The organism is Nonomuraea sp. NPDC050227 (assembly GCF_044459705.1).
Lineage (GTDB): Bacteria > Actinomycetota > Actinomycetes > Streptosporangiales > Streptosporangiaceae > Nonomuraea.
This window is the reverse complement of the sequence record NZ_JBITJF010000017.1, coordinates 130,512-155,607: the sequence shown is the minus strand read 5'-3', so window position 1 is coordinate 155,607 and position 25,096 is coordinate 130,512. Positions and strand designations below refer to the sequence as shown.

29 protein-coding genes and 1 pseudogene are annotated in these 25,096 nt (G+C 73.5%); 15 read left to right on the top strand and 15 right to left on the bottom strand.

From position 1 onward, the window contains the following. Positions 1 to 8 precede the first annotated feature (8 nt). On the top strand, positions 9 to 1,133 hold the full coding sequence (locus ACIBK9_RS46895) for an alpha/beta hydrolase family protein (RefSeq protein WP_397165546.1): 1,125 nt from the start codon (positions 9 to 11) through the stop codon (positions 1,131 to 1,133). Here the strand turns inward: ACIBK9_RS46895 and ACIBK9_RS46890 are convergent. Together ACIBK9_RS46890 and ACIBK9_RS46885 are read right to left on the bottom strand one after the other, a co-directional pair. After that, on the bottom strand, positions 1,098 to 1,814 hold the full coding sequence (locus ACIBK9_RS46890; RefSeq protein WP_397165544.1) for a response regulator: 717 nt from the start codon (positions 1,812 to 1,814) through the stop codon (positions 1,098 to 1,100). The genes ACIBK9_RS46895 and ACIBK9_RS46890 overlap by 36 nt on opposite strands. Further along, a complete protein-coding gene (locus ACIBK9_RS46885; protein ID WP_397165543.1) occupies positions 1,811 to 2,989 on the bottom strand; it encodes a sensor histidine kinase in 1,179 nt (392 codons plus the stop codon). Before ACIBK9_RS46885 ends, ACIBK9_RS46890 begins: the two co-directional genes overlap by 4 nt. Before the next feature lie 163 nt (positions 2,990 to 3,152). On the opposite strand from ACIBK9_RS46885, the gene ACIBK9_RS46880 reads away from it, so the two are divergent. After that, the gene (locus tag ACIBK9_RS46880) at positions 3,153 to 3,842 is read left to right on the top strand and encodes a hypothetical protein (protein ID WP_397165542.1); all 690 of its coding nucleotides are present in this window, start codon (positions 3,153 to 3,155) and stop codon (positions 3,840 to 3,842) included. A 163-nt stretch (positions 3,843 to 4,005) separates the two neighbouring features. Then, a complete protein-coding gene (locus ACIBK9_RS46875) occupies positions 4,006 to 4,920 on the top strand; it encodes a carbohydrate binding domain-containing protein (RefSeq protein WP_397165540.1) in 915 nt (304 codons plus the stop codon). Positions 4,921 to 4,989: 69 nt separating this feature from the next. Here ACIBK9_RS46875 and ACIBK9_RS46870 read toward each other — a convergent pair whose 3' ends face one another. After that, positions 4,990 to 5,952 (bottom strand): RNA polymerase sigma-70 factor, encoded by a 963-nt coding sequence (locus ACIBK9_RS46870; protein ID WP_397165848.1) that lies wholly within the window; start codon positions 5,950 to 5,952, stop codon positions 4,990 to 4,992. Positions 5,953 to 6,076: 124 nt separating this feature from the next. Here ACIBK9_RS46870 and ACIBK9_RS46865 point away from each other — a divergent pair, with 124 nt between their 5' ends. Both ACIBK9_RS46865 and ACIBK9_RS46860 read left to right on the top strand, forming a co-directional pair. Then, positions 6,077 to 6,922 (top strand): SDR family NAD(P)-dependent oxidoreductase, encoded by an 846-nt coding sequence (locus ACIBK9_RS46865; protein WP_397165538.1) that lies wholly within the window; start codon positions 6,077 to 6,079, stop codon positions 6,920 to 6,922. A 121-nt stretch (positions 6,923 to 7,043) separates the two neighbouring features. Beyond that, positions 7,044 to 8,237 (top strand): alpha/beta hydrolase family protein, encoded by a 1,194-nt coding sequence (locus ACIBK9_RS46860; protein ID WP_397165536.1) that lies wholly within the window; start codon positions 7,044 to 7,046, stop codon positions 8,235 to 8,237. A gap of 84 nt (positions 8,238 to 8,321) precedes the next feature. Here the strand turns inward: ACIBK9_RS46860 and ACIBK9_RS46855 are convergent. Together ACIBK9_RS46855 and ACIBK9_RS46850 are read right to left on the bottom strand one after the other, a co-directional pair. Continuing rightward, a pseudogene (locus ACIBK9_RS46855) lies at positions 8,322 to 8,714 on the bottom strand (SRPBCC domain-containing protein); the annotation flags it as partial. A gap of 12 nt (positions 8,715 to 8,726) precedes the next feature. Next, the gene (locus ACIBK9_RS46850) at positions 8,727 to 9,554 is read right to left on the bottom strand and encodes a MarR family winged helix-turn-helix transcriptional regulator (protein ID WP_397165535.1); all 828 of its coding nucleotides are present in this window, start codon (positions 9,552 to 9,554) and stop codon (positions 8,727 to 8,729) included. A 214-nt stretch (positions 9,555 to 9,768) separates the two neighbouring features. Here ACIBK9_RS46850 and ACIBK9_RS46845 point away from each other — a divergent pair, with 214 nt between their 5' ends. From ACIBK9_RS46845 to ACIBK9_RS46830, 4 genes are read left to right on the top strand one after another with little or no spacing between them, the layout of a single operon-like run. Next, positions 9,769 to 10,662, top strand: coding sequence for a siderophore-interacting protein (locus ACIBK9_RS46845; protein WP_397165533.1), 894 nt, complete (start codon positions 9,769 to 9,771; stop codon positions 10,660 to 10,662). Positions 10,663 to 10,669: 7 nt separating this feature from the next. After that, entirely contained in the window at positions 10,670 to 11,503 is an 834-nt protein-coding gene (locus tag ACIBK9_RS46840; protein ID WP_397165531.1) for an ABC transporter ATP-binding protein, read from the top strand. A gap of 9 nt (positions 11,504 to 11,512) precedes the next feature. Continuing rightward, positions 11,513 to 12,484 carry an ABC transporter substrate-binding protein gene (locus ACIBK9_RS46835; RefSeq protein WP_397165529.1) on the top strand — a complete coding sequence of 324 codons (972 nt, stop codon included), beginning with the start codon at positions 11,513 to 11,515 and terminating at the stop codon, positions 12,482 to 12,484. Continuing rightward, the gene (locus ACIBK9_RS46830; RefSeq protein WP_397165527.1) at positions 12,481 to 14,541 is read left to right on the top strand and encodes an iron ABC transporter permease; all 2,061 of its coding nucleotides are present in this window, start codon (positions 12,481 to 12,483) and stop codon (positions 14,539 to 14,541) included. The genes ACIBK9_RS46835 and ACIBK9_RS46830 overlap by 4 nt, the downstream gene beginning before the upstream one ends. 19 nt (positions 14,542 to 14,560) lie before the next feature. Here ACIBK9_RS46830 and ACIBK9_RS46825 read toward each other — a convergent pair whose 3' ends face one another. Next, on the bottom strand, positions 14,561 to 14,941 hold the full coding sequence (locus ACIBK9_RS46825; RefSeq protein WP_397165525.1) for a YbaB/EbfC family nucleoid-associated protein: 381 nt from the start codon (positions 14,939 to 14,941) through the stop codon (positions 14,561 to 14,563). 10 nt (positions 14,942 to 14,951) lie between these two features. After that, entirely contained in the window at positions 14,952 to 15,365 is a 414-nt protein-coding gene (locus tag ACIBK9_RS46820) for a YbaB/EbfC family nucleoid-associated protein (protein WP_397165523.1), read from the bottom strand. A gap of 61 nt (positions 15,366 to 15,426) precedes the next feature. Here ACIBK9_RS46820 and ACIBK9_RS46815 point away from each other — a divergent pair, with 61 nt between their 5' ends. Genes ACIBK9_RS46815 through ACIBK9_RS46805 form a run of 3 tightly spaced genes read left to right on the top strand, consistent with a single transcriptional unit; the run spans position 15,427 to position 17,294 of the window. Further along, positions 15,427 to 15,741: a hypothetical protein gene (locus ACIBK9_RS46815; protein ID WP_397165522.1), complete on the top strand. Its 315-nt coding sequence runs from the start codon at positions 15,427 to 15,429 to the stop codon at positions 15,739 to 15,741. Further along, a complete protein-coding gene (locus tag ACIBK9_RS46810; protein ID WP_397165520.1) occupies positions 15,732 to 16,616 on the top strand; it encodes a hypothetical protein in 885 nt (294 codons plus the stop codon). Before ACIBK9_RS46815 ends, ACIBK9_RS46810 begins: the two co-directional genes overlap by 10 nt. A 6-nt stretch (positions 16,617 to 16,622) precedes the next feature. Continuing rightward, entirely contained in the window at positions 16,623 to 17,294 is a 672-nt protein-coding gene (locus ACIBK9_RS46805) for a hypothetical protein (protein ID WP_397165518.1), read from the top strand. A 10-nt stretch (positions 17,295 to 17,304) separates the two neighbouring features. Here ACIBK9_RS46805 and ACIBK9_RS46800 read toward each other — a convergent pair whose 3' ends face one another. The 3 genes from ACIBK9_RS46800 to ACIBK9_RS46790 form a co-directional block, all read right to left on the bottom strand. Continuing rightward, the gene (locus ACIBK9_RS46800) at positions 17,305 to 17,427 is read right to left on the bottom strand and encodes a hypothetical protein (RefSeq protein ID WP_397165517.1); all 123 of its coding nucleotides are present in this window, start codon (positions 17,425 to 17,427) and stop codon (positions 17,305 to 17,307) included. An 8-nt stretch (positions 17,428 to 17,435) separates the two neighbouring features. Next, positions 17,436 to 18,185, bottom strand: coding sequence for a Clp protease N-terminal domain-containing protein (locus ACIBK9_RS46795; protein WP_397165515.1), 750 nt, complete (start codon positions 18,183 to 18,185; stop codon positions 17,436 to 17,438). 192 nt (positions 18,186 to 18,377) lie between these two features. Beyond that, positions 18,378 to 18,767: a nuclear transport factor 2 family protein gene (locus ACIBK9_RS46790; RefSeq protein ID WP_387665031.1), complete on the bottom strand. Its 390-nt coding sequence runs from the start codon at positions 18,765 to 18,767 to the stop codon at positions 18,378 to 18,380. Between the two features lie 79 nt (positions 18,768 to 18,846). Between ACIBK9_RS46790 and ACIBK9_RS46785 the strand changes: the two genes are divergently transcribed. The 3 genes from ACIBK9_RS46785 to ACIBK9_RS46775 all read left to right on the top strand — a co-directional run bounded on the left by ACIBK9_RS46785 (position 18,847) and on the right by ACIBK9_RS46775 (position 21,346). Then, positions 18,847 to 19,632, top strand: a complete 786-nt coding sequence (locus tag ACIBK9_RS46785; protein ID WP_397165513.1) for a helix-turn-helix domain-containing protein — start codon at positions 18,847 to 18,849, stop codon at positions 19,630 to 19,632. A 203-nt stretch (positions 19,633 to 19,835) separates the two neighbouring features. Then, positions 19,836 to 20,429, top strand: coding sequence for a dihydrofolate reductase family protein (locus ACIBK9_RS46780; RefSeq protein ID WP_397165512.1), 594 nt, complete (start codon positions 19,836 to 19,838; stop codon positions 20,427 to 20,429). Continuing rightward, positions 20,426 to 21,346 (top strand): NAD-dependent epimerase/dehydratase family protein, encoded by a 921-nt coding sequence (locus ACIBK9_RS46775; protein WP_397165510.1) that lies wholly within the window; start codon positions 20,426 to 20,428, stop codon positions 21,344 to 21,346. Before ACIBK9_RS46780 ends, ACIBK9_RS46775 begins: the two co-directional genes overlap by 4 nt. A gap of 24 nt (positions 21,347 to 21,370) precedes the next feature. On the opposite strand, the gene ACIBK9_RS46770 is transcribed toward ACIBK9_RS46775, so the two are convergent. The 5 genes from ACIBK9_RS46770 to ACIBK9_RS46750 all read right to left on the bottom strand — a co-directional run bounded on the left by ACIBK9_RS46770 (position 21,371) and on the right by ACIBK9_RS46750 (position 25,045). Continuing rightward, positions 21,371 to 22,861, bottom strand: coding sequence for a multicopper oxidase family protein (locus ACIBK9_RS46770; protein WP_397165509.1), 1,491 nt, complete (start codon positions 22,859 to 22,861; stop codon positions 21,371 to 21,373). After that, positions 22,858 to 23,205: a hypothetical protein gene (locus ACIBK9_RS46765; RefSeq protein ID WP_387665044.1), complete on the bottom strand. Its 348-nt coding sequence runs from the start codon at positions 23,203 to 23,205 to the stop codon at positions 22,858 to 22,860. The genes ACIBK9_RS46770 and ACIBK9_RS46765 overlap by 4 nt, the downstream gene beginning before the upstream one ends. A 9-nt stretch (positions 23,206 to 23,214) precedes the next feature. Then, positions 23,215 to 23,694 (bottom strand): anthrone oxygenase family protein, encoded by a 480-nt coding sequence (locus ACIBK9_RS46760; protein WP_397165507.1) that lies wholly within the window; start codon positions 23,692 to 23,694, stop codon positions 23,215 to 23,217. 199 nt (positions 23,695 to 23,893) lie between these two features. Continuing rightward, the gene (locus tag ACIBK9_RS46755) at positions 23,894 to 24,205 is read right to left on the bottom strand and encodes a hypothetical protein (RefSeq protein ID WP_397165505.1); all 312 of its coding nucleotides are present in this window, start codon (positions 24,203 to 24,205) and stop codon (positions 23,894 to 23,896) included. 96 nt (positions 24,206 to 24,301) lie between these two features. Beyond that, on the bottom strand, positions 24,302 to 25,045 hold the full coding sequence (locus tag ACIBK9_RS46750; RefSeq protein WP_397165503.1) for an SDR family NAD(P)-dependent oxidoreductase: 744 nt from the start codon (positions 25,043 to 25,045) through the stop codon (positions 24,302 to 24,304). Positions 25,046 to 25,096: the final 51 nt, after the last annotated feature.

The window sequence follows — 25,096 nt, the reverse complement described above, 5'->3', positions numbered from 1 at the left end:
TGAAGAGGGTGAAACGTGCACTCATCATCACCGCCCTGGCTCTCACGCTGGCCGGCTGCGGATCGACCCCGCCGCAGCGCCTGACCGTCCCGAAGCCGACGGGCCCGCATTCGGTGGGAACCGTCTCGGTCCACCTGGTGGATCAGTCCCGCCCGGATCCCTGGAACGGCTCCGGCAGGAGGCGGGAGCTGATGGTCAGCCTGTGGTACCCGGCCCGGGACGCGCAGGCCCATCCGGTCGCCCCCTGGATGCCGAGGGCGGCGGCGGACCGGTACCTGAAGATGAACGACCTGGAGCCTGGCTCGGTGCTGCTGGACAGGACCGACGGTCACGAGGGCGCGCCCGCCGACACGAGCCTGGGCAAGCTGCCGGTCGTCCTGTACTCGCCGGGCGCCAACGCCTCGCGCGCTTACGGGACCGGCGTCGTCGAGGAGCTGGCCAGCCGGGGATACGCGGTGGTCACCGTCGATCACCCCTATGACGCGGCGGTGGTGGAGTTCCCCGGCGGACGGGTGGAGACGGGGGCCGAGGTGACCGATTTCGCCAAGGCGGTCGACGTCCGGGTGGCCGACGTGCGTTTCGTCCTGGACAGCCTGCCTGCCCTGGAGGAGAAGGTGCCCGGCCGTGCCGGGAAGCCGCTCTTCGATCTCGCGCGGATCGGGATGTTCGGGCATTCGCTCGGCGGCGCGGCCACCTCCTCCGCCATGTACGCCGACCCGCGGATCAAGGCCGGGCTCGGCCTGGACGGCGCCGTCTTCGGCAAGGTGGCGAAGTCCGGCCTCGACCGGCCGTACATGGTCGTCGACACCGACGGGAAGGGCGGCATGGCCACCAATCCGACACTGCGTGCCTTCTGGGACGGGTTGCGGGGATGGCGGCTCAACGTGACGCTCAAGGGGGCGGCGCACAACTCCTTCGGCGACGACGTCCTGCTCATCCCCATGTCGGCCGGGCCGCTGGGGCTGGGGAAGGAGCAGTTGGAGGAGGTCGTCGGGACGATCCCGGCCGAGCGGGCGCTGGCCTTCCAGCGCGCCTACCCGCTGGCCTTCTTCGAGCAGACGCTGCGCGGCCGTCCGCAGGCGTTGCTGCGGGGCCCGTCAGCCGCCTTCCCCGAGGTCTCCTACCGCCGCTGACGGCGCCCGCCCGCCGGCCGTGACCACGCCGCCCTCGTAGGCGGCGATGACGAGCTGCGCCCGGTCGTGCGCGGCGAGCTTGGCCAGCAGGCTGCGGACATGGGTCTTGACCGTCGCCTCCCCGATGCCGAGCCGCTCGGCGATCCGCGGGTTGGTCAGCCCCCTGGCCACCAGCACCAGCACCTCGCGCTCCCGTCCGGACACCTGGGCCAGCCCCGCCGCCAGCCCGGCCGGGATCGCGGCGGGCTCGCGCCGGGCGAACTCCGCGATCAGCCGCGTGGTGACCGACGGGGCCAGCAGCGCCTGCCCCTCCCCGACGATGCGCAGCGCCGCCAGCAGGTCGCCGGGGCCGGTGTCCTTGAGCAGGAATCCGCTGGCTCCGGCGCGCAACGCCCCGTAGACGTATTCGTCGAGATCGAACGTGGTCAGCATCAGCACCCGTGTCCCGGCGGTCGCCGGGTCGGCCCGGATCAGCTCGGTGGCCCTGATCCCGTCGAGGCCGGGCATGCGGACGTCCATGAGCACCAGGTCGGGCCGCAGGTCGCGGGCCAGGTCCACGGCCTGCTGCCCGGTGCCGGCCTCGCCGGCGGTGGTCAGGCCGGGGGCGGTGTCGATCAGCCTGCGCAGGCCCGCGCGCAGCAACGCCTGGTCGTCGGCGATCAGTACCGTGAACGTGCTCACCTGTCGTCCTCCCCGGACCCGGACCCGGACCCGGACCCGCTCGGCAAGGGCAGTCTGGCGCGGACGGCGAAGCCGCCGCCGGGCTCCGGCCCGGCCGAGAACGTTCCGCCGTGCAGGGTCACCCGCTCTTCCAGCCCGGCCAGCCCGTGTCCTCCCGTACGCGGCGCACCCCCGCGACCGTCGTCGACGACCTCGACCACCACTTCCACCACTTCGCGCCGCGCCCGGGTGACGACGGTCACCCGGCACCGGGCCGGGCCGGCGTGTCGGAGCACGTTGGTCAGCGACTCCTGTACGAGGCGATGGACGACCAGGGCCGCCTCGCCGCCGAGCGCGAGGCCAGGCTCGACGTCGAGCTCCACCCGCACGTGACCGTCCGGGATCGCCGCGACCAGCTCACGCAGTCTGTCCACCATGCGCGGCGCGCCGTCGTCCCGATCTTCCGGGATGTCGCGGAGCAGGCCCAGAAGGCCGCGCAGGTCCGTGAGCGCCTTCCGGCTGGTCTCTTCGATGATCGACAACGCCTCCCCGGCCTCCTCGGGGTGCGTGGCGGCGACGTGGTTGGCGATGCCGGCCCGCATGGAGATCAGGCCCATGCTGTGGGCGACGACGTCGTGCACCTCACGAGCCACCCGCAGCCGTTCCGCCGTCGCCGCGGCCTGCGCCGACCGTGCGACGGCCTGCGCGGCGTACGCGCGCTGCTCCCGTACGGCGAGCCCGATCGTCCAGGCCAGGCCGAGCAGCAGCCAGGCGAATCCGCACACCGAGGCCGCCTCCGTCCAGGAGGGGGCGCCGATCGCGGCGCCGGCGGCGGTCACCGCCAGCGCGGCCACCAGCGCCGTCACCGCCGTCCGGCGCGCCCGCAGCAGCGCCACCGCGTGCAGGGCGACGGCCAAGGGCACGAACGCCTCCTGCCACCCGGCGAACGGCGCGATCACCGCCGCCACCAGGACCGCCGCGCACACCGGCACGGGCCACCGGCGCCGCACCGCCGTCGGCAGGCAGGCCAGCGCGATCACCGGCGCGGCCACGAAGGGCGGCACCCCGGCGGACTCGGGCGCCAGCACCGCCGGCACCGAGAACCCGGCGGCCAGGGCGACGGCCGCGAACACGTCGACGGCGACCCAGTGTCCCGGCCGCAGCCTGCGCGCGATCAAGGGACGCCGTTCGGCCATGCGCCCACCCTAGACGGGCCGGCCGCGGCGGCGGGCGTGACGTGGATCATGAAGGTGGGTCACGAAGCCGGTGATCTAGGGTGCGGGCATGTCGTACGTGCTCCACGGTGTCGTCGGTGAGTTCGACCGTCTCCGCTCACTTTCGGGAGAAGTGCCACGGGCTGTGGTGGCGCCTCTCGGGCAACGCCTGGGGCTGCTGCCGGTGACCGACGAGATCTTCGGCGAGCCGACCGCCGCGCGGCAGGAGAGCGGGCCGTTCACGCTCATGTCCCCGGGGCTCGCCGGAAGGCTGAAGGACTGGTCCCGCGGCGGCCAGGTCGCCTACGTGGAAGCGGACTTCTGGGGTGGCAGCGGCAGCCAAGCCGCCGCCCTGTGGGAGAACGGCCGTCGCGGCTGGGGGCCCGAGCACGCCTCGATCCAGGCCGGGCCGCCGCGCGACGACTGGCCGATCAACGCCGTGCTCGCGCGCCTCGGAGCGGTCAGAGCAGGTGCGGCGGACCTGTTCGACGCGGTCGGCCTCGGGCGGGAACGCGACCTGGAAGGGTGGCGCCGGGCGGCCCTGGATGCCCTGGACGCCCCCGGTTACGACGCGTGGGAGGCCGCATGCCGCGCCAGGCAGGAGGCCGACGCCCGCGCCGCCGCCGAACGTGACAGGTACGCCAGGCGTGACGACGTCCCCGTCGTGCTCGACGGCAGGACGGTGATGCGAATGCTCGGCCTCCCGCCCTCCCCGATGGTCGGGGCCGCGATCCGGCATCTCCAGGAGGTGCACCTGGAACGCGGTCCCCTCACCCGCGACGAGGCCGCCACCGAGCTCCGCCGCTGGGCCCGGAGCTTCCGGAGCACCCGATGATGCACGCTGCGCCCGGCGGGGCTGACCTGCCGGTGGCGTCCGCCCGAGCGCCAGGCCGAGACGGCCGCCCACGGCGATTTGGCCCAACCAAATGACCGGGAATTGGCTCTAGGTTGACGCCGATGTCGCCCCCCTAAGATCCACGATCATGAATTCTTATCCGATGCGTCTCATCGCCGCGGGCGCCTTCGTGGCGATGGCCGCGGCGGCCACACCCGCGTACGCCGCCGCGCCCGCCGGCGACGCCGTGGTGAACGGCTCGCTGGACAACGGGGTCAAGGGCTGGTGGGCGTCCAAGAACACGCCGATCAAGGTGACGGGCGGGCGGCTGTGCGCCGAGGTGCCCGCGGGGGGTGACAACGTGTGGGCCGCGATGGTGGGGCAGAGCGGCATCGAGGTCCGGGGCGGCCAGACCTACCAGTTGAGCTTCGAGGCGACCGCCACGAAGACGACGAGGATCAGGTCGCTGGTCCAGGGCGGCGGCACGAAGCCCGCCGCGATCGTGGACGGCTACCCCGAGGTCGGCGCCAGCTCCAAGAAGTTCACCTACGCGGCCACGGCCAAGGTGTCGGACTCGGAGGCTCAGGTGTTGTTCCAGGTGGGCGGTGCGGACGCGCCGTACACGTTGTGCCTGGACAATGTGTCTCTCGTGCCCGTGCACCAGAGCGTCGTGAACGGCTCGCTGGACAACGGGGTCAAGGGCTGGTGGGCGTCCAAGAACACGCCGATCGAGGTGACGGGCGGACGGCTGTGCGCCCAGGTCCCCGCGGGCGGTGACAACGTGTGGGCCTCGATGATCGGGCAGAGCGGCATCGCCGTGGAGGCCGGGAAGACGTACCGGCTGAGCTTCAAGGCGTCGGCGACGCGGCCGGTGAAGATCAGGTCGGTGGTCCAGGACAGCGGCTCGAAGCCCGCCGCGATCGTGGACGGCTACCCCGAGGTCGGCACCGGGTCCAGGACCTACTCCTACCAGAACACCGCCAAGACCTCGGACCAGGAGGCCCAGGTGTTGTTCCAGGTGGGCGGTGCGGACGCGCCGTACACGCTGTGCCTGGACGACATCCTGCTCACCGACTAGAACGTCGGCGCAGCGGTCCGGCCGTCCTGGCGCGAGCCCGGCGGACCGCTGCGTCGGTGGGGCCGCCGGTCACCGAGGCTCGTCCGGCACGCCGGTGACCGGCGCACCGCCCCGCGCCGCCGCGCGTGCCCGCTGCTTCTTCTCGCGGATGACCGCGTGGGCGTCGGCGACGGGGCCGAGGTGCCGGAGCTTGTCGGGATTGACGATCGAGCGGATGGTCTGGATGCGTCCGTCCAGGATGTCGAGCGTCCAGATGCTGACGATCTGACCGTCGCGGTCGCGGATGATCGCGCCCGGCTGGCTGTTCACCTCGTGCGCCTCCAGCACCGCGCCGATCCGGGCGAACGGCGCGACGGCGGCGGACAGCACGCGCGCCACCTTCGCGAGGCCGAGGACGGGCAGCGTGCTGCCGATCTTGCCGCCGCCGTCGTTGACCAGCCGGACGTCGGCGGCCAGCAGTTCCCGCAGCCCTTCGACGTCCCCCTCCCTGAGCGCGCCGAAGAACCGCCCGGCAAGCCGGTCCCGGGACCGGCGATCGGCCTGGAAGCGGGGGCGGCCCGCGTCCATGTGGCGGCGCGCCTGCACCGCGAGCTGGCGGCAGGCCGCCTCCGACCGCTCCACGGCTGAGGCGATCTCCCGGTGGCTGAAGGCGAACACCTCGCGCAGCACGAAGACCGCGCGCTCCAGCGGGCTCAGCCGCTCCAGCAGGATCAGCGCCGCCATCGACACCGAGTCGGCCAACTCCGCCGACCGCTCCGGGTCCTGGTAGGGGTCGGTCAGCAGCGGTTCGGGGAACCACGGCCCGACGTAGGCCTCGCGCCGGACGCGGGCCGAGCGCAGCACGTCGATCGAGATCCGGGTCACCGTCGCCGACAGGAAGGCCTTGGGCGAGTCGGGCTGGGCTGCGGCGCCCTCGTAGCGCAGCCAGGTCTCCTGGACGGCGTCCTCGGCTTCGCTCACGCTGCCCAGGATCCGGTAGGCGATCGCGAACAGCAGCGGCCGTAGCTCCTGGAACTCCTCGGTGCGGGTCACGCCGACCATTGGTACCACCATGGCTGGACAAAGGCGACAAAGTGTCGCAGGTCACACTCGCCCGAGCTCACATCCGTGCGGGGCTGTCTCGTCCAGGGGGTGTAACAGCTGAAAGGAGCACAGCATGCAGAAGGTCTGGTTCGTCACCGGCTCGTCCCGCGGCCTGGGCCGCAACTTCGTGGCGGCCGCCCTGTCGCGCGGTGACCGGGTCGCCGCCACCGCCCGGAGCACCGCGAGCCTGAAGGAACTGGTCGACGTCCACGGCGACGCGGTGCTCCCGCTGGAGATGGACGTGACCGACAGGGCCGCGGTCTTCGAGAGCGTGCGGCGGGCGAAGGAGCACTTCGGCCGGCTCGACGTCATCGTGAACAACGCCGGTTACGCCCAGGTCGGCGCGGTCGAGGAGCTGACCGAGCAGGAACTGCGCGACCAGCTGGAGACCAACCTGTTCGGCGCGGTGTGGGTGGTCCAGGCCGCGCTGCCGTACCTGCGCGAGCAGCGCTCAGGGCACATCATCCAGCTGTCCTCGGCCGCCGGGGTCATCGCCATGCCGCTCGGCGGCGCCTACCACGCCTCCAAGTGGGCCCTGGAGGGCCTGAACGAGGCGCTCGCCGGCGAGGTCGCCGAGTTCGGCGTCAAGGTGACCATCGTCGAGCCCGGCGGCTTCGCCACCCGGAACGGCAACAACCCCGACCCGCTCGCCAACGGCCACATGGCCACGACCGACCCGGCCTACGACGGTCTGCGCCAGCGCCTCGGTGCGATGGCGGGGAAGATGCCCGCGGGAGACCCGGCCGCCGCGGCGCAGGCGCTCCTGAAGCTCGTCGACTCCGCCAACCCGCCGATGCGGGTGCTGTTCGGCAAGGGCTTCCACCCGCTGATCCAGCAGGCCTACGCCGACCGGCTCCAGACCTGGGCCGACTGGCAGGACCTCTCGATCGAGGCGCACGGCCCGCTCCGAGCCGGCTGACCGGCCTGCCCGGTCCTGACCCCTGACAAGAACACCGGTCCTGACCCCTGACAAAAGTAAGGGTCCGAGCCTGTCTTTCGGGCATGTGGGGGGTGGTGGCGTCATTTCTACAGTTCTGTGCATGATCAGAACTCGCCGTAACCCCGCCCCCCTCCTCCTCGCCCTGACCCTGGCCCTCCCGGCGGCGGCCGCGGCGGCGGCGCCCGCCGCTGCCGCCTCCGCCGCGGGCATCTCCGACGTGCGCGTGGCGATCCCGCACCCCACCGGCCAGTACGAAGTCGGTCGCGACACCCTGCATCTCGTCGACGCCGACCGCCGCGACCCGTGGGTGCCCGCAGCAGCACGCGAGCTGATGGTCTCGGTGTACTTCCCGGCGCGCACCGGCGGGAGCGCCGCGCCGTACATGACCGTCGACGAGGCCCGGCTGCTCCTCAAGGGGCAGCGGCTCGACACCGTCTTCAAGCCCGGGCAACTCGCCGACGTCAGCACCAACGCGCACCTGAACGCCCGTCCCGTCGGCGGCCGGCACCCCTTGGTGGTGCTCTCCCCGGGCTTCACCCTCAACCGGGCCACCCTGACCACGCTCGCCGAGGACCTCGCCTCCAAGGGGTACGTCGTCGCCCTCGTCGATCACGCCTACGAGTCGTTCGGCACGACCTTCCCCGGCGGCCGTACCCTGACCTGCGTCGCGTGCGAGACGGTGGAGAGCGCCCCCTCCGACGAGGCGGAGAAGGAGCTGATGGCCAAGGCCGCGGTCAACCGGGCGGCCGACCTGTCCTTCGTGATCGACCGGCTGATCCGTCCCGCACGGTCCGCGCCCGCCTGGCGGCACTGGCAGATGATCGACCCGCGCCGGATCGGCGCCGCGGGCCACTCGCTCGGCGGCAACGCCGCGGCCGGTGTCATGGCCGCCGACCGGCGGGTCCGCGCCGGGGTGAACCTGGACGGCTCGTTCTTCGCCCCGGTCGCGGTCTCCGGCCTCGGCGGGCGGCCGTTCCTCATGCTCGGCACCAAGGTCCAGCACTCACCCGGCGCCGCCGACACCACCTGGACCCGGGACTGGCCCCGCCTGGACGGCTGGAAGCGCTGGCTCACCGTGGCCGACTCCGGCCACTTCACCTTCATCGACCTGCCCATCCTGGGCGCCCAGGTGGGGATCGTCGACCCGGCCGCGCCCCTGTCGGGCAAGCGGTCAGGCGAGATCACCACGTCGTACGTCGGCGCCTTCTTCGGCCGGCACCTCCGCGGCGAGCAGCAGCCCCTGCTGGACGGCCCGTCCGCCGCCAACCCGGAAGTGGCCTTCCAGAACCCCTGAGGCCGGGCCGGCCGCCTGTGCTCGCCGGCGCGCCCTGTCCGCGGGGCTGCCGAACGGGCTTCCGCCCCCGGCCTCCAGGTGGTCGCGCAGACTCGTCATGTAGTGCCGCCAGCTGCGGCTGCACATGCCGAAGCACTCCAGGTCCCGGCTCAGGCCCCGGTGGTGGAAGACGAGCTCGGACGTGCCGTCGTCGGCCGGGGTGACGGTGAAGGTGGGCCTCGTGCCGATCCAGTCAGGCAGGAAGGGGCAGTCGACGACGGTCCAGCGCACCGACGTCGGCCGGGTCGCCTCCTCGACGTGGATCACGAGGGGCTCGGGGGCGTTCATGAGGAACCGGAGCTCGCCGCCGGTCGTGCCGGACCCGGTCGCCGGGTTCCACCATGCCGCGAGGCCCGTGACGGTGGTGAGCGCGTCGAAGAGGGCGTCGGGAGAGGCCTTCACCCGCATGGTCGTCCGGTAGTCCGCAGTGCTGGTCATGGCCGGGTCCTTTCAGTGGTCGGAGGCCGATGCCGCGGCGGCGATCGGTTCGAGCTCCGCGGCCAGCTCGTCGAGCTCGTCCGGGCTGAGCACGTCGTACGCCGGCGCGGCCAGTTCGTCGGTGAGCGCCTCGATCCGCTGCTTGATCTCGCGGCCGGCGTCGGTGAACCCGCCGGCGGCGTCCACGAGGCCGCGGTCGCGCAGCCCGTCGACCACGGCGGTCAGCCGGGCCTTGGGCAGGTGGTGGATCCGGCCGAACTCCTCCGCCCGCATCCCGAGGGAGACGGCCATGAGGACGTGGGCCTCGGTGCCGCCGATGCCGTGGGCGACGAGGGCGGCGTTGTGGCCGTCCCCGCGGTGCTCCCGCAGCAGCGTCGCCGCGTGCCAGAGCCTGGCGACCGGCTCCTCGGGCACGTCGAGCGCCCGCAGCCCGGCGTACAGGGGCCGGCCCTCGGCCGGCGCGCTGAGCCCGGCCCGGGTGGCGAGGTCGGCGGCCCGTGCCAGACCGGGCGAGCCGGCGAGCTCCCCGATCAGCTGCCGCAGGGCGGCGGCGCTGCCCTGTTCGCGCACGGTGATCGCCTCCTGCGGAGTGATCTTTCCCCACACCCAGGGGATGTGGCGGGCCACCTCGCCGTCGGCGAAGTTGTAGAAGACCGCGTGGACCACCTCGGCCGGTGCCAGGCCCAGCGGGGCGGCGCGGCCGGCGAAGTAGCCGTCCCAGTAGTTGCGCATGCCGACGGCCAGGAACGCCTCGTTGGCCACCTCGGAGAAGGTGGCGGTGGCGATCGGCTCGGTGAGCTCGAACATGCGGTGGATCCTGGCCTGCGGGTGGTGCTGCATCGGTCGGCGTCTCCCTCGGTCGTGCTGGTCGTGACAGCCCCTCGTGGCGACTGTTCACCCTGGCTACGAACGACGCGGCCCGGATCCGACAACTCCGGCCGATAATTTTCCGCCCTGATTGTGATCTACGTTGTAAAGGCGACGGCTCTGGGGGCAGGTTTCCCGATGGGAGGATTCAATGTAGGTTAGCCTAACCTAACTAAGGAGCTCTGTGGTGGTTGATCCTTTTCGTGCCTTCGACGTCCGGGTTCGGGGCCTGCGGCGGCTGAGCCCGTCGTTCCTCCGCGTCACCTTCACCGGGGATGACCTGCACGAGTTCGCGGACAACGGGTACGACCAGCGCGTCAAGCTGGTCCTGCCGACCCCCGGCGCGGGCGTCACGCGCTTCCCGCGCGGAGCCGACTGGTTCAAGCAGTGGTACGCCCAGGGCGACGAGCGCAACCCGCTGCGCACCTACACCGTCCGCGCGGTCCGCCCGGAGGCGGCCGAGGTCGACATCGACGTCGTCCTGCACGACGACTGCGCCGGGCCCGCCGGGCCGGCCGCCCGCTGGATCGCCGCCTGCGAGCCGGGCTCGCAGGCGGCGATCTTCGGCCCGAACGGCCTCTACGACGGCTTCCACGGCGGCCTGGAGTTCCGGCCGCCCGCAGGCTTCGGCACCGTGCTGCTCGCCGGTGACGAGACCGCCGTCCCGGCGATCGTCGGCATCCTGGAGCGGCTGCCCGCCCATGTCACCGGCGAGGCCCTGCTGGAGGTGCCGCGCGAGGAGGACTTCCTCCCGGTCGCCGGCGCGCCGGGCGTGCGGGTCACCTGGCTCGCCCGCGGCGACGCTCCCTGGGGCGCCCGCCTGGAGCCCGCCGTCGCGGAGGCCGCCGCCAGGCTCCTTCCGGCCGGCGCGGCAGGCGCCGAGCCCGAGGAGATCGACGTCGACGCCGAGATCCTCTGGGAGATCCCCGAGACCGGCGACGGCCCCTGCTACGCGTGGCTGGCCGGCGAGGCGGCCGTGATCAAGCGGCTGCGCCGCCACCTGGTCTCCGAGCGCGGCATGGACCGTAAGGCCGTGGCCTTCATGGGCTACTGGCGTCAGGGCCGCTCCGAGGACGCGTGAGCCCGCCATGACGACCGCCCCCCTGCCCCCGGACCGCTCCGGTCCCGCGCTCACCGGCACTGACCTGTGTCTCGGCTACGCGGGTCGTCCCGTCGTCGACGGCGCCTGCGTCAGCCTGGTCACCGGCGCCGTCACCGCCCTGGTCGGCCCGAACGGCAGCGGCAAGTCCACCCTGCTGCGCGCCCTGGCCCGGCTGCACCGCCCCGACTCCGGCGAGGTCCGGCTGGCCGGCGGCGCCGACGCCCTGGCCCTGTCCGCCCGCGACTTCGCCCGCCGGGTGACGCTGCTGGCGCAGAGCCGTCCCACCCCGACCGGCGTGCGCGTCAAGGACGTGGTCGGCTACGGCCGCCACCCCCACCGCGGCCGCTGGCGCGCGGGCGACCCCGGCGGCGAGGCCGCGATCGAGCACGCCATGGAGCTGACCGGCGTGCGCGCCATGGCCGGACGCGCCGTCGACGAGCTGTCCGGCGGCGAGATGCAGCGCGTGTGGCTGGCCACCTGTCTGGCCCAAGACGCCGGGGTGCTCCTGCTCGACGAGCCCACCACCTTCCTCGACCTGCGCTACCAGGTCGAGCTGCTCGAACTCGTGCGCGACCTGGCCGACCGGCATGGTGTGGCCGTCGGCGTCGTCCTGCACGACCTCAACCAGGCCGCCGAGATCGCCGACCGGGTCGTGCTGCTCCAGGGCGGCCGGGTCCGCGCCGCCGGCGCGCCGCCTGAGGTGCTCACCGAGGACCTGCTCACCGAGGCCTACGGCATCCGCGTCGAGGCCACGATCGACCCGCTCACCGGACTGGTCCGCACCAGGCCGCTGGGCCGCCACCTGGCGATGAAAGGCTGAAAGATCCCCATGCGTTCCCTCCCGGCGGTCATGGCCGCCATGTTGCTGCTGACCGCCTGCGGCACGACGGAGCCCCCCGCCGCCCCCGCGGCCCGGGAGCCGTCGGCGGGCGCCGCGGCCCCGATCACCGTGACCGACGCCCGCGGCAAGCGGGTCACCCTCGACAGGCCCGCGACCCGCGTCGTCGGCCTGGAATGGGGGGAGGTCGAGATGCTGGTCGCCCTCGGGGTCCAGCCGGTCGGCGCGGCCGACGTCAAGGGCTACGGCACCTGGGTCACCGCGGCCCCGCTCGACGCCTCCGTCAAGGACGTCGGCACCCGCCAGGAGCCCAGCGTCGACTCCATCGCCGCCCTCCAGCCGGACCTCGTCGTCATGGAGTCCGACGACTCCGCCCTCATCGGCCAGCTGGAGAAGATCGCCCCGGTCGTCGTCGCCAAGGGCAGCGACGCCGCCGCGAACCTCACCCGCATGCGCGACGACCTCACCCTGCTCGCCACCGCCGTCGGCAGGACGGAGCAGGCGACCAAGGTGATGGCCGACTTCGACGCCGCCATGGCCGACGGCAGGGCCAGGATCGCCGCCTCCGGCTCGGCCGGGCAGAAGTTCATGATGGCCGACGGCTGGAAGGACGGCAGCAAGATCTCCATCCGCCCGTTCGGCAAGGGCGCCCTGGTCTCCGACGTGGCCGAGCGGCTCGGCCTCACCAACGCCTGGACCGGCCAGGTCGACGCGCAGTGGGGCCTCGGCAGCACCGACGTCGAGGGCATGACCGCGGTCAAGGACGAGAACCTGCGCTTCTTCTACAACGCCTCCGACGGCGTGGACGTCTTCGCCGACCTGGCGGGCAACTCCCTGTGGAGGTCGCTGAGCTTCGTCAAGCGGAACCAGATCACCAAACTGCCCGACGGCATCTGGACCTTCGGCGGCCCCCTGTCGTGCCGGCAGTACGCCGACGCCCTGGTGAAGGCCTACGCCGGGTGATCACCGCAGTCGAGGCCCCCGCGACGCCGCTGCGCAGGCTCGGCGTCGCGGGGGCCTTCCTCGTGACCCTGGCCGTCATCGCGGCCCTCGCCGTGCTGCACCTGACGCAGGGCACCTCCGACACCGACCTGTTCGCCCTCGACGAGCAGGCGATGAACGTGCTGGTCGCCGCCCGGCTGCCGCGGCTGCTGGCGGCGGTCAGCGTCGGCGTCGCGCTCGGCGCGGCGGGCGCGCTGCTGCAGTCGGTCGCGCGCAACCCGCTGGCCTCGCCCGACACCCTCGCCGTCAGCAACGGCGCGTACCTGGCGGTCGTGCTGGCCGCCACCTTCGGGCTGAGCCTGCCGGCCTTCCTGTCCGGCGGCCTGTCCTTCCTCGGCGGCTTGGCCGCGGCCGCTCTGGTGCTCGCCCTGTCGGCCGGCGGCAGGACCGGCACCACCCGGCTGATCCTGGCCGGCTCCGCGACCGCGCTGGCCCTGCAGTCGGCGACCACCCTGCTCATGATTCTCTTCCAGGAGGAGAACACCGGCCTGTTCGCCTGGGGCAGCGGCTCGCTCGTGCAGAGCGACCTCGGTGGCGTCACCCAGATGGCCCCGGTGATCGTGGTGGCGGTCGGGGCGGCCGTCGCCCTCGGCTCCCGCCTCGACATCCTCGGCCTGGGTGACGACACCGCCTCGGTGCTGGGCGTCGACGTCCGGCGGTTGCGGCTGACCGTCGTCGTGCTCGCCGTCCTGCTCTCGGCCGCCGCGGTCACCGTGGCCGGGCCCGTCGGCTTCGTGGGGCTGTGCGCGCCGGTCGTCGTGCGCCTGCTGGCCCGGCGGCTGCCCGGGCTGGGCCGGCATCGCGTCCTGGTGCCGCTCTCGGCGCTGGCCGGCGTGGTCGTCCTGCTCGCCGCCGACGTCGCGCTGCGGTTCGTGCTCGGCGCGCAGGCGGGGGTGGACGTGCCGCCTGGCGTGGTGACCGCGATGCTGGGCGCGGGCGTGCTCATGTGGCTGGCCCGCCGGCACCGCGACGCCGGTCCGGCCCGGCGGCCGCCGACCGTCCGCGCCGCCGACCCCGGCCGCGCCGCCTTCGCGGTGATCCTGCTGTCCGGTACGGCGCTGCTGGTCCTCGCCGTCGTGCTGGGCCTGCTCGGCGGCGACACCTGGTTGCTGCTCGGCGACGTCGCCAACTGGCTGTGGGGCAGGACCGGCAGGGCGCTGACGTACGTGCTCGACCAGCGCTGGCCGCGCGTCGCGGCGGCGGTCCTGGCCGGTGCGGCGCTCGCCGTCTCCGGCGCGGCCTTCCAGGCCGTCTCCCGCAATCCGCTGGCCGAGCCGGGCGTGCTCGGCATCACCGCGGGCGCGGGCGCGGCGGCCGTCGCGACGCTCACCCTCGTGCCCATGGCCGGGATCGCCGTGGTGTCCGGCGCGGCCGGGGTCGGCGCGCTCGCCGCCTTCGCCCTGGTCCATCTGCTGGCCTGGCGCGGCGGGCTCAGCTCCGACCGGCTCGTGCTCATGGGCATCGGCGCGCACGCGCTGTTCAACGCGGTCACCGTGCTGATCATCGTCAAGTCCGACCCGTGGAACACCGCCAAGGCGCTCACCTGGCTCTCCGGTTCCACCTACGGGCGGGTTCCGGCCCAGCTCCTGCCGGTCGTCGTGGCGCTCGCGCTCTTCCTCCCGCTCGCTCTGTGGCTGCGGCGCGACCTCGACCTGCTCGCGCTCGACGAGGACACGCCCCGGGTGCTCGGGGTGCCGCTGGAACCCGTGCGGCTGCTCGCGCTGGGCGGCGCCGTGCTCGTCACCTCCACCGCGGTCTCGGCCGTCGGCGTGGTGGGGTTCGTCGGGCTCGTCGCCCCGCACGCGGCCCGCGCGCTGGTCGGCGGCAGGCACGTGCGGCTCCTGCCCGCGGCGGCGGTGCTGGGGGCGGTGCTGGTGAGCCTGGCCGACACGCTGGGCCGTACCGTGATCGCGCCCGCCCAGGTGCCGGCCGGGCTGGTCACCTCGCTGCTCGGCACGCCGTACTTCGTGTGGCTGCTCTGGCGCTCGCGCGCCGGGGGCCGGGCCGCCGCACCGTGAGGTTCCCGGGCGTGCGGGTTCACGCCCACTCGGCGCCGAGCAGCCGTTCCAGCTCGGCCTGCGTCCGGTCGGGGTCGTAGCCGGGGACGGCCTCGCGCATGAGGTCGTGGGTGCGCCGCTGGACGTCGGCGGCCGCCGCCCGTACCGCCGCGAGCGTCTCCTCGGCCAGGTCCTGGCCGCCCAGCCGCAGGGCGCGCTGGTCGTAGCGGACGTCGAGGACGCGTCCGTCGGCGTCGACGGTCACCCGCACGTGGCCCGACGGCCCCTCGCCGGTGCCGATGACGGCCCGCAACTCCTCCTGCGCCGACTCCAGCCAGGCCAGCATGCGCTCGCCCCGGCGGGCGGCCTCGTCGAGCTCGCGTTCGCTGATGTTGGCGGGGTCGATCTCCGGCCCGAACACGCTTCGCCTCCTAGTAAAGGTCGTTGAGTGCCTGCTCGACCCGCGCGCGTACGAAGGTCTCGTCCAAAGGCGCGGGCACGGCGGCGGTGGCGTCCCGCACCCCGTCGGCGATCTCCCGCGCCTGCCGCGCGGCGTCGTCCTGCGCGGCCCGCAGCACCTCGGCGGTCTTCCTGCCGAGCGCGGCCTCGTCCAGGCGCAGCGCCCGCGGGTCGATGCGCAGGCGGGTGGGGACGCCGTTGCCGTCGGCGGACGCCTCGACCAGCCCGTCGTCGCTCTCCGCGCGGCCCTCCACCCGGCCGATGGACGCCCGCGCGTCGTGCAGCGCCCGGATGGCGCGGCGGCTCTGGGCGACGTACTCGTGCAGGTACTCGGCGTCGTCCTCAGGAGCTGGTGAACGCATGTCGAACCCCCGACAGTCAGTCACGTGAACGTTCAGTGTAGAGGTAAACCTCTGTGCCGGAATTGACTGGATATGCTTTCTGGGCATGACGGGATTTGAGATCGCCGCGGGGGCGGTGGGTCGTGACGGCGCGTACGTCACCGACCATGGGGCGAACTACGACGCCGCGGTCACGCGGCTGCGGCAGCGGGGGAGCGGCGCCCGGACGTTCGGCGGCGAGGGGCTGTTCGCCACCATCATCGCCACCTACAACGAATGCCTGCAGACCTCGCTCGACGCGCTGACGGGGATCGGCGGGCAGATCGCCGAGACCGGCGAGGGGCTGCGCACGGTGGCGAGGAACACCCGGGCGGCGGAGAGCGCCACCGTCGAGAGCTTCGAGAGCCCCGCATGGCGGTGACGCTCGACCCGCACGTGGCGGGCTTCCTCAACCTCATCGGTTTCCCCTGGCCGAACGACAACGAGGACGAGTGGCGTCTTGAGGCCGACGACTGGCGGGTCGTCCTCGCCGCGTCGTCGGCCCAGGGCGCCGCGGCCGACGAGTCGGTCCGCAACGCGGGGCAGTCCTACCAGGGCGACTCGGCCACGCACCTGGCCGGCCACTGGAACCAGGTCGGCGACGGCGGCGGCCACATCTCCCAGGCCGCCTCGGCGGCGAAGGTCGCCCCGGCCGTCCTCGACGGCACCGCGAACGTGGTCAGCGCGGTCAAGCTGGCCGTGGGCACGCAGGCCGCGTACGGACTGACCGCCGCCACCCAGGCGCTGCTGTTCGGCGGCGCCGCGGGCGGCATGATCGCCCTCGCCCGCATGCAGATGACCCGCCACGCCGTGGGCAGGGTGGCGCTCGAAGGCGCCGAGGGCACCGCCAGGGGCCTGGCCCCGGTGCTGAGCGGCCGGGTGACCGAGACCATGCGCCGCATCATGAAGGAGATGGAGAAGCGGCCGCACGCCCGCGACGGCATGCTCCAGATCCGGCGCAGGCGCGGCGGGGGCGGCGGCGGCAAGGGCGGGAAGGGGGGCGGCTACGACCCGAACGCCTCGGCGAGCTTCGACAACGCCGCGCAGCGGATGCACGGCAGGTTGCCCAACAGCAACGACGTCAGCAAGATGACACCGGAGCAGGCGAGGCAGGCGGCGGCCGAGGTCAAGGACAGCATCCTCACGCGGAAGATGAACGAGGCCAAGCTCGGCAGGGACTCCGGGCACGCCGCCCGGCTGGAGCAGGAGCAGCAGCTCCTGAGAGACCTTGAGCGCAAGGCCAACGAGGGGAAATAGCACCACATGCAGACACAGACGGGCGACGACCTGATGGCGCGCATCCTCGCCCGCCCCGCCGACGACGAGGCCCGCGGCCAGGCCGCCAACGACCTGCTCAACGAGCTGTTCGACGGCTATCCCGTCGAGAACCTGCGCGTCCTGCTGCGCAGCGGCGACGACGACGCCGTGCAGACCGGCGCCTGGCTGCTGTCGGAGCTGGGCGAGCCGGCCGAGCCGCTGCTCGACGAGGTCCCCGCCCTGCTGGCCCACCCGCGCACCCAGGTGCGGTTCTTCGCCGTCGAGTTCGTGCTGCTCGCCGCGGACGAGCGGCACGCCGGCGTCATCGCCCAGACCCTCGCCCTGAGCCGGACCTCCGACACCGCCATCCGGTGGAAGGTCCTGCACTTCCTGGCGATGGCCTCGACCGAACAGCTCATGGCGGGGCTGTCCCGGCTGGCCGACCCCGAGGTCGGACGGCTCGCGGCCGGGCTGGTCGCCGCCGACGCCGAGGACCCCGACCCGGGCGAGGTCGTCGCCGCGCTGGAGGGCGACGACCCGGTGGCCCGCCTGTTCGCCGCGGCGATCGCGACGCGCATGGCCGAGGACGACGCGGCGTTGCTGCGTCTCGCCGCCAGGGTGAAGGACGAGGAGGTCAGTTCGTTCGCGCAGTGGCAGCTCATGCGGCTCCAGGGCTAGCGCGCCCGCCTCACCGGCCGTCGAGGAGGAGCGGCGGCAGGATCAGCAGCCAGAAGACGGCGACGGCCACGCAGCTGATCAGGGTGCGGGCGAGGCGTGACGGGGCTCGCCGCCGGCGGATCGGCGTGTCCACGGCCCTGGTCACCGCGGCTCGGACGCGGAGCCCAGGTTCTGCTCCAGCCGTTCGATGCGCTCGATGAGCGGCTGCAACTGCTGCCGCACCGCCACGGCCAGCGCCTGCGCCGGATCGCCGGCGGCCGACGTCTGGGCGCGCAGGTGCACGTAGCCGGCCAGGGCCGCCGTGACGGCCCGGCGGACCAGGCGGGACTCGGCGCCCAGCGCCCGCAGGACCTGGCCGGCGGTGCCGTCGGGCTCGGTGATCAGCCCCAGGAGCAGGTGTTCGCAGCCGACGTAGTTGTGGCCCATCGCGGTCGCCTCGGTGACCGTCAGTTCGAGGGCGCCGGCGGCGGCGTCGCTGAAGTGCACCACCGGGTTCCCGCCGGCCCCGCCTTCCTCGCCGGTCGGCCGCCGGTCCAGGTCGCGCTGGACCTGGGCGGGGTCGATGTCGACCGCTCTGAGCACGTGCAGCGCCAGGTTCTGCCCCTCGGCCAGCATCCCGGCCAGCAGGTGCCCGGTGCCGACGGCCGGCGCCGCGTCTGCGCGGGCCCGGTCGATGGCCAGCTTGACGACCGTGCGGGCGCGGTCGGTGAAGCGTGGCAGCCGTTCGGCCAGGTCGCCGGCGTCCAGCTCGCCGAGGGCGGTCTGGCGGATGGCGGTGATCCTGCGCACCGCCTGCTCCAGCGCGCGCTGGCAGATCGCCGACACCGGGACGCCGGCGGCCTTGACCGCCTCGGCCAGCTCGTCGGGGAGGTACACGTTGATCTTCGGCATGGCGACGCCTTTCCAGCCTTGGGGGTATCGGCGGGTTACCTCCTACCTATACACCCATGGGGGTTAGCTGTTCCAGACGTTATGCCCCCATCGTGCTCAAGGCGTGCCGGGAGCTGGAGCGCGAAGGGCGGGTCGAGGGGCGGCCGGGGATCGGATCGCCGTACCGGCTGACCGGCCGGTACGCGGCGCACGTCAGCGGACGGGCGGATCCCACCAGGTCAGGTTGGCGGCGGCCTGGGACACCGGTTCGATGATCTCCCACGCCTCGGCGATGCGGCCGCCGTCCAGGCGCCAGATGTCCACGACCACGATCTCCGGTCCGCCGTCCGGCGCCTGGCGGCGTGAGTGCATCACGACGTGGTCGCCGTCGGCCAGCACGTGGTCGATCTCCACGCGCATGCCGGCCAGCGGGACGAGCGCGGCACGCACGGCGCCGAGCCATTCCGTCTTGGTCGAGGCCGCCGAACCGGGCCGGTGGTGGCGGAAGTCGTCGCTCAGCAGGGGCGCGAGCGCGTCGACGTCGCCCGTCCCGATCAGTTCCGTCAGCGCGCGCTGCACGACGGCCTTGTTGTCGTTCGTCATGGGGGACACTCTGGCCAGCCCTGCCGGGGATGTCGATGAAAAGGGATTTCATGGCGGACGTCCAGTAGTCTCGGCGGCCATGCGGACTGTCGGGGACATGTTGCGGCAATGGCGGCACCGCCGGCGGCTCAGCCAGCTCGATCTCGCGATCGCCGCCGGCGTCTCGGCCCGGCACGTGAGCCTGGTCGAGACCGGTAAGTCCAACCCGAGCCCCGAGATGATCCTGCGGCTGGCCGACCGGCTGGACGTACCGCTGCGGGAGCGCAACCGGCTGCTGCTCGCCGCCGGCTTCGCCCCCCGGTACGCCGAGCAGCCGCTCACCGGGGACGCGCTGTCGACGGCCGGGGAGGCGATCGCGCGGGTGCTGCGCGCCCACGAGCCGTACCCGGCGGTCGTCCTCGACCGCCGGTGGAACATCGTGATGAGCAACCGGGCCATCGACCCGTTCCTCGTGGACGTCGCGCCCGACCTGCTGCGCGCGCCGGTCAACATCGTCCGGCTGGGGCTGGCGAGCGGCGGGCTCGCTCCCCGGATCGTCAACCTGCCCGAGGTGCGCGCGGTGCTCCGGGCCCGGATCTCACGCCAGCTCGCCGTCGCCCCCGACGCCGAGCTGCAGGCGATCTACGAGGAGCTGCTCGCGCCGGGCTTGGAGGAGGCGGGCCGGTCGGCCGAGTCGGAGGTCACCGTCCCGATGATCTTCCGGTTCGGCGACGCCGAACTGCGGCTGTTCTCGACCACCACCACGTTCGGCACCCCGATGGACATCACGCTGGACGAGATCTCGATCGAGTCGTACTACCCGGCCGACGCCGAGACCGCCGCCTATTTCGTGAAGTTCGGCGCGGAGGTGCTGGCGGGGGAGTGACCGCGTGGGCGGGTTCTCCCGGGATGGACCGGGTACCCCCGATCGGCGATGACGTTCGTCATCGCCGATCGTCCACTTCCGCATCTGCCGGTCGGACGGCGGCGCGGCGGAGACTTTCCGGCGACGGCGACTTCGTGCCCCCTTCGGATCCTCCCGGAGAGAAGGGGCCTCGACGTCTGAGCACTCCGGAAGGGAAGACTCCGATGAGCAAGGTCATCAGCGCCCACGCGGTGTCGGTCGACGGCTTCATCACCGGCCGCGACCCCGGCGCCGGGCGCGGCCTCGGCGACGCGTCCATGCTGTTCGACTGGTACTTCGACGGCGACACCCCCAGCCAGGTCTTCGACGGGTTCAAGCTGAGCGCGCCCAGCGCCCGGCTCTTCGACGCCCTGGCCGGCCGCGTCGGCGCGATCGTCGCCGGACGCCGCACCTACGACGACTCCGACCACTTCGGCGGCGGCAGCCCCCACCCGGGCGTCCGCCTGATCGTCCTCAGTCACCGCCCGGCGCCGGAGATCACCGGCCGCCAGACGCTGGTCACCACCGGCGTCCACGACGCGATCGCCGCCGCCCGCCAGGCCGCCGGCGGCAAGGACGTCGGCCTCATGGGCGGCGGCGTGGTCACCGAGGCGCTGCGGGCGGGCCTGGTCGACGAGGTCGTCCTGCACCAGGTGCCCGTCCTGCTCGGCGGCGGCCGGCCGTTCTTCGGTGAGCTGCCGGAGCACGTACGCCTGCGCCTGGTCGAGGCCGTGCCCGCGCCGGGCGTGACCCACCTGCGCTACGAGGTGGCCCGATGATCCTCGTCACCGGAGGGCTCGGCATGATCGGCGCGCACACCGCCCGCGCGCTCGCCGACCTCGGACGCCGGGTCGTCGTCACCGCGCACCGCCGGGCCGAGGTCCCCTCGTTCCTGGCCGGCCGGGTCGCCGTGGAGCCGCTGGACGTCACCGACCGGGACGCCTTCCTGGCCCTGGCCGCCCGCCACGACGTCGGCGACATCGTCCACCTGGCCGGCGGCATCCCGGGCGCGGACCCGGTGGACTTCTTCCGCGCCGACACCACCGGCCTGCTCAACGCGCTGGAGGTGGCGCGGGCCAGGGGCGTGCGCAGGTTCGCCGTCGCCAGCAGCCTGGGCGTCTACGCCGGGCGGCCGGAGACCCGGTGGCACGAGGAGCTGCCGCTGCCCGCCGCGGACCTGCCGCACCCGATCGTCGCCCTCAAGAAGGCGGCCGAACCCCTGATCACGCACGGCCTCCTGGGCAGCGGGGTCCAGCCGGTCGTGCTCAGGATCGGCAGCGTGTGGGGGCCGCTGATGGACCCGGAGTCGCCGTTCAACCACATCCCGCCGTACGTCGGCGCCGCCCTGCGGGGCGAGCGGCCGCCGCCGCTGCACGCCGGCGACGGCGGCGACACCTGCTACGCGCCCGACGCCGGGCGCGCGATCGCCCTGCTGATGACCGCGCGAGCCCTGCCGCACACCGTCTACAACGTCTCCAGCGGCCGGCCGTTCACCAACCGCGACCTGGCCGACGCCGTACGGGCGGCCGTCCCCGGCTCCCGGCCCGGCCTCCTGCCCGGACGATCCGGCCCTGACGGGGACGACCCCTGCCTCGACATCGCCCGGCTCACCCGCGACACCGGCTTCGAGCCGGCCTTCGACCTGGCCGCGGCGGTCGCCGACTACGTCGCCTGGCGCGCCCGCAACCCCCGCTAGCGCGACCGGGCGAGCGGCCCGGGGTCAGACCACCTCGAAGGTGCTCATCATGGCCATGTCCTCGTGTTCGAGGTTGTGGCAGTGCAGGACGTACCGGCCTCGGTAGCCGGTGAAGCGGGTGATGATCTCCACGGTCTGCGCCTCCCGCAGCTCGACGGTGTCCTTCCACTCCGGCGGGCCGTCCGGCCGTTCGCCGCCGACCGAGAGCACCTGGAAGGGCGCCAGGTGCAGGTGCACGGGGTGGGCGACGTCGCTGGTCACCCGCCAGATCTCCACCTGGCCGAGCTTGGGCCGGGCATCGACGCGGCGCACGTCGAAGGGCTTGCCGTTGATCAGCCAGCCGGTGTGGCCGCGCAGGTCGCCGCTGCTGAACTCGAAGTCGCGGGTCACCGCGGCCGAGGCCGGGTCGAGGCGTTCGACGGTGGACAGGACCTTGGGGATCGCCGAGTCGTCGCGGGCGTCGCGCTCGACGGTGAACCGCATCACCCGGGCCTGCGGCCCTTCCCCGAGCAGGTTGCGCAGCTCGACGTGGTCGCCGACCCGGTAGGCGGCGAAGTCCACGATCACGTCCGCGCGCTCCCCGGGCGCCAGCCGGATCCGCTGGAGCGGACGCGGCGCCGCCAGCAGGCCGCCGTCGCTGCCGATCTGGGTCAGGGTGCCGCCGGGCGACAGGGCCAGCTCGTACGTGCGGGCGTTGGAGGCGTTGAGCAGCCGCAGCCGGTGGCGGGCGCGGTCCACGCCGAGCCGCGGCCAGGGCGCGCCGTTGACCAGGATGACGTCCCCCAGCACGCCGCCCATGAACGCCTCGCGGGCGCCGGGGCCGTCCTGCCTGCCGGGGTAGGGCATCGTCCCGTCGGCCTGGAAGGCGCGGTCGCAGATCAGCAGCGGCACGTCCCGATCGCCCGACGGGAGCGGCAGCCGGTCCTGCTCGTCGTCGTCCACGATGAAGAAGCCGGCCAGGCCGCGCCAGACCTGCGGCCCGGTGTAGTCCATGCGGTGGTCGTGGTACCACAGCGTGGCCGCGCGCTGCTCCAGCGGGAAGACGTGGTCGCGGTGCGCGCCCGGCTGCACCAGGTCGGTGGGGAAGCCGTCGGACTCGGGCGGGGTGTGCCCGCCGTGCAGGTGGGTGACCGTCGGAGCGGGCAGCCGGTTGCCGACGCGCACGACGGTCCGGCGGCCGGAGCGCGCCCGGATGGTGGGGCCGGGGAACTGCCCGTCGTACCCCCAGACCGGGGTGCGCAGGCCCGGCAGGATCTCCACCTCGGCCGGACGCTGGAGGAGTTCGTAGTAGTCGGCGCCCGCGTCCGTCCTGGCCGGTCTGGCCACGGCGGGTCGCGGGAGCGGCACGGCGTACGGCGCGGGCAGCGGCGCCTGGCTGGTCATCAGCTGGGGCAGCGGCGTGCGGGTCAGCAGCGAGCAGCCCGAGACGCCCGAGACGCCCAGCGCCGCGCCCACGCCGAGCAGCCGCAGCGCCTGCCGCCTGGTCATGCCGGTCATGCCGGTCATGCCGGTCATGCCGACGTCGTCCGGAGGCGGCCGGCGGACCAGACCCGCGCGGTCTGCACCATGCTGCCGCCGAACATCAGCACGCCGAGCGGCACGTGCACGCCCTTCACGTGCGCCATGCCCAGCGCCATCTGGACCAGCGTCGCCACCAGCATGCCGACGGCGGCCAGGATGGCCGCCCGCTGCTTGGTCATCACCGCGGCGACCAGGTACAGCAGCACGGTGGCCGCGACGGCCATCGCCGTGGCGCTGTGGGCGGCCCGGCCGCCCGGCGAGCTGAGCAGCAGCCCGGCGGTGACGGCCTGCAGCAGCAGGGCGACGGTCTGCGCGGCGAGCGCGATACGCAGGAACATGACGTTCTCCTAACGGGACGAGGTCGAGGGACGGGCGGCGACCGCGGCGACGACGACCAGCACGAAGGCGGCCAGCGCGGTCAGGGTGCGCAGGGTGTGGAACAGCTCCCACCGATGGAAGACCTCCGCGTGGCCGGCCGGCACGGAGCCGGCGGCCCACTCGCGGAACCGCGCGTGCAGCGGGACGTTGCCGAACACGGTGATCAGCAGCGAGGCCACCGCCAGCGCGGCGGCGCCGGAAGCCAGCCGGCGCGGCAGGTCGCGACCGGCGAGCGCCAGCCCGAACGTGGTCAGGATCGCCAGGGCCATCGCGCTCTGCATGACCGGCTCGTTGACCTTCATCATCGTGGTGTGGAAGGTCAGGCGCACGTCCAGCGGCACGGCGCCGAACGTGGGCACCACGTTGGCGGCGCCGTATCCGAACGCGCCCGCGAGCAGCCCGGTCGCCAGCAGCGCGGCGCCCTGGAGGTACCTGACTCGGGTTCTCATGTCTGGTAATCGTCGTCCGGCCGGGGCTTCGTGGCGTCCCACCGGCGGACTCATCTGCCGCTACCCCAGCGGGATCAAATGCCGGCCGCGTCTACGACGACGGATGTAGTGCCGCGCTACCGCGCCGTACCGACCGGCGCCGTAAAAAGGCCCGTGACCAGGGCGTTCCTGGTCACGGGCCGGGGTGTACGCGGGGCCGTCAGGCGTCGCAGAACCAGCCGTTCTCGACCCAGCCGTTGACGTTGACGTTGCCGTAGGCGAAGCCGTACACCCATTCCTTGTAGGCGCCGTCGAAGCCCTTGACGGTGAAGGTCTGGCCCCGGTGGAGGGTGCCGACGAAGTCGCGGACCATCAGGTCGTCCGCGCACACCGTCAGCCGGCGGCCGACGTCGTCCGCCCCCGCGTACGGGTACGGTCCGGCGGCCTGGGCCACCCCGCCGCTCACGGCGAGCACCGCCGCCAGCGTGCCCGCGCCGACGATGAGCCGTGCGATGTGCTTGCGCGTTTTCATCGAAACCGGTCGTCCTCTCTCGGTCCTTCGGGAATGTCCGTGCGGCAAGCTACCCGGCCAGGCCGAAAAATGGGGGGTTTCCGATATTTCCGGGCGTTAACGAAGGTAGGAGGCGCCGTTGAGGTCGAGGACGGTGCCGCTGGCCCACTCGGCCGCCGGCGAGGCCAGGTAGAGCACGGCGGCGGCGATCTCGTCCGCCTCCCCGACCCGGCCGAACGGGCTCTGCGCGCGGATCGCGTCCCCCGCGGGCGGTTTGAGGTGCTCGGTGGTCATGTCCGTCGCCACGAAGCCGGGGGCCACGGCGGCGACCGCGATGCCGTGCGGGGCGAGGGCGACGGCCAGCGACTGGCTCATCGCGTTCAGGCCCGCCTTGCTGGCCCCGTAGCCGGGGGCGTCGGGCTCGCCGCGGAAGGCGCCGCGGGAGCTGACGTTCACGATGCGGCCGCCGGCGCGCATGTGGCGCAGCGCGCACCAGGCCAGGTTGGCCGGGCCCATCAGGTTCACCTCGAACGCCTGGCGCCAGGCGGCCTGCCACTCCTCGTACGACGTCGTGGTGATGGGGTGGAGATGGTAGACGCCCGCGTTGTTGACCAGGACGTCGAGCCCGCCCAGCGCCCCCGCCGCCTCGTCGGCCATGCGCCGCACGCCCTCGGGGTCGGCCAGATCGGCCTGGACGACGACGTGCCCCGAACCGGCCAGCTCGCCCAGCACGCCCTCGGCCGCCCGCGCGGAGTCGCGATGGTGGACCGCGACCCGGTCACCCTGGGCGGCGAACGCGATCGCCACCGCCCTGCCGATGCCCCTGGACGCTCCCGTGACGAGTACCGCGCGACCGCTCACCCGCCGCACCCTAGCAGCCGCCCGCCGAAGGCTTCCGCGGGCCCCGCAGGC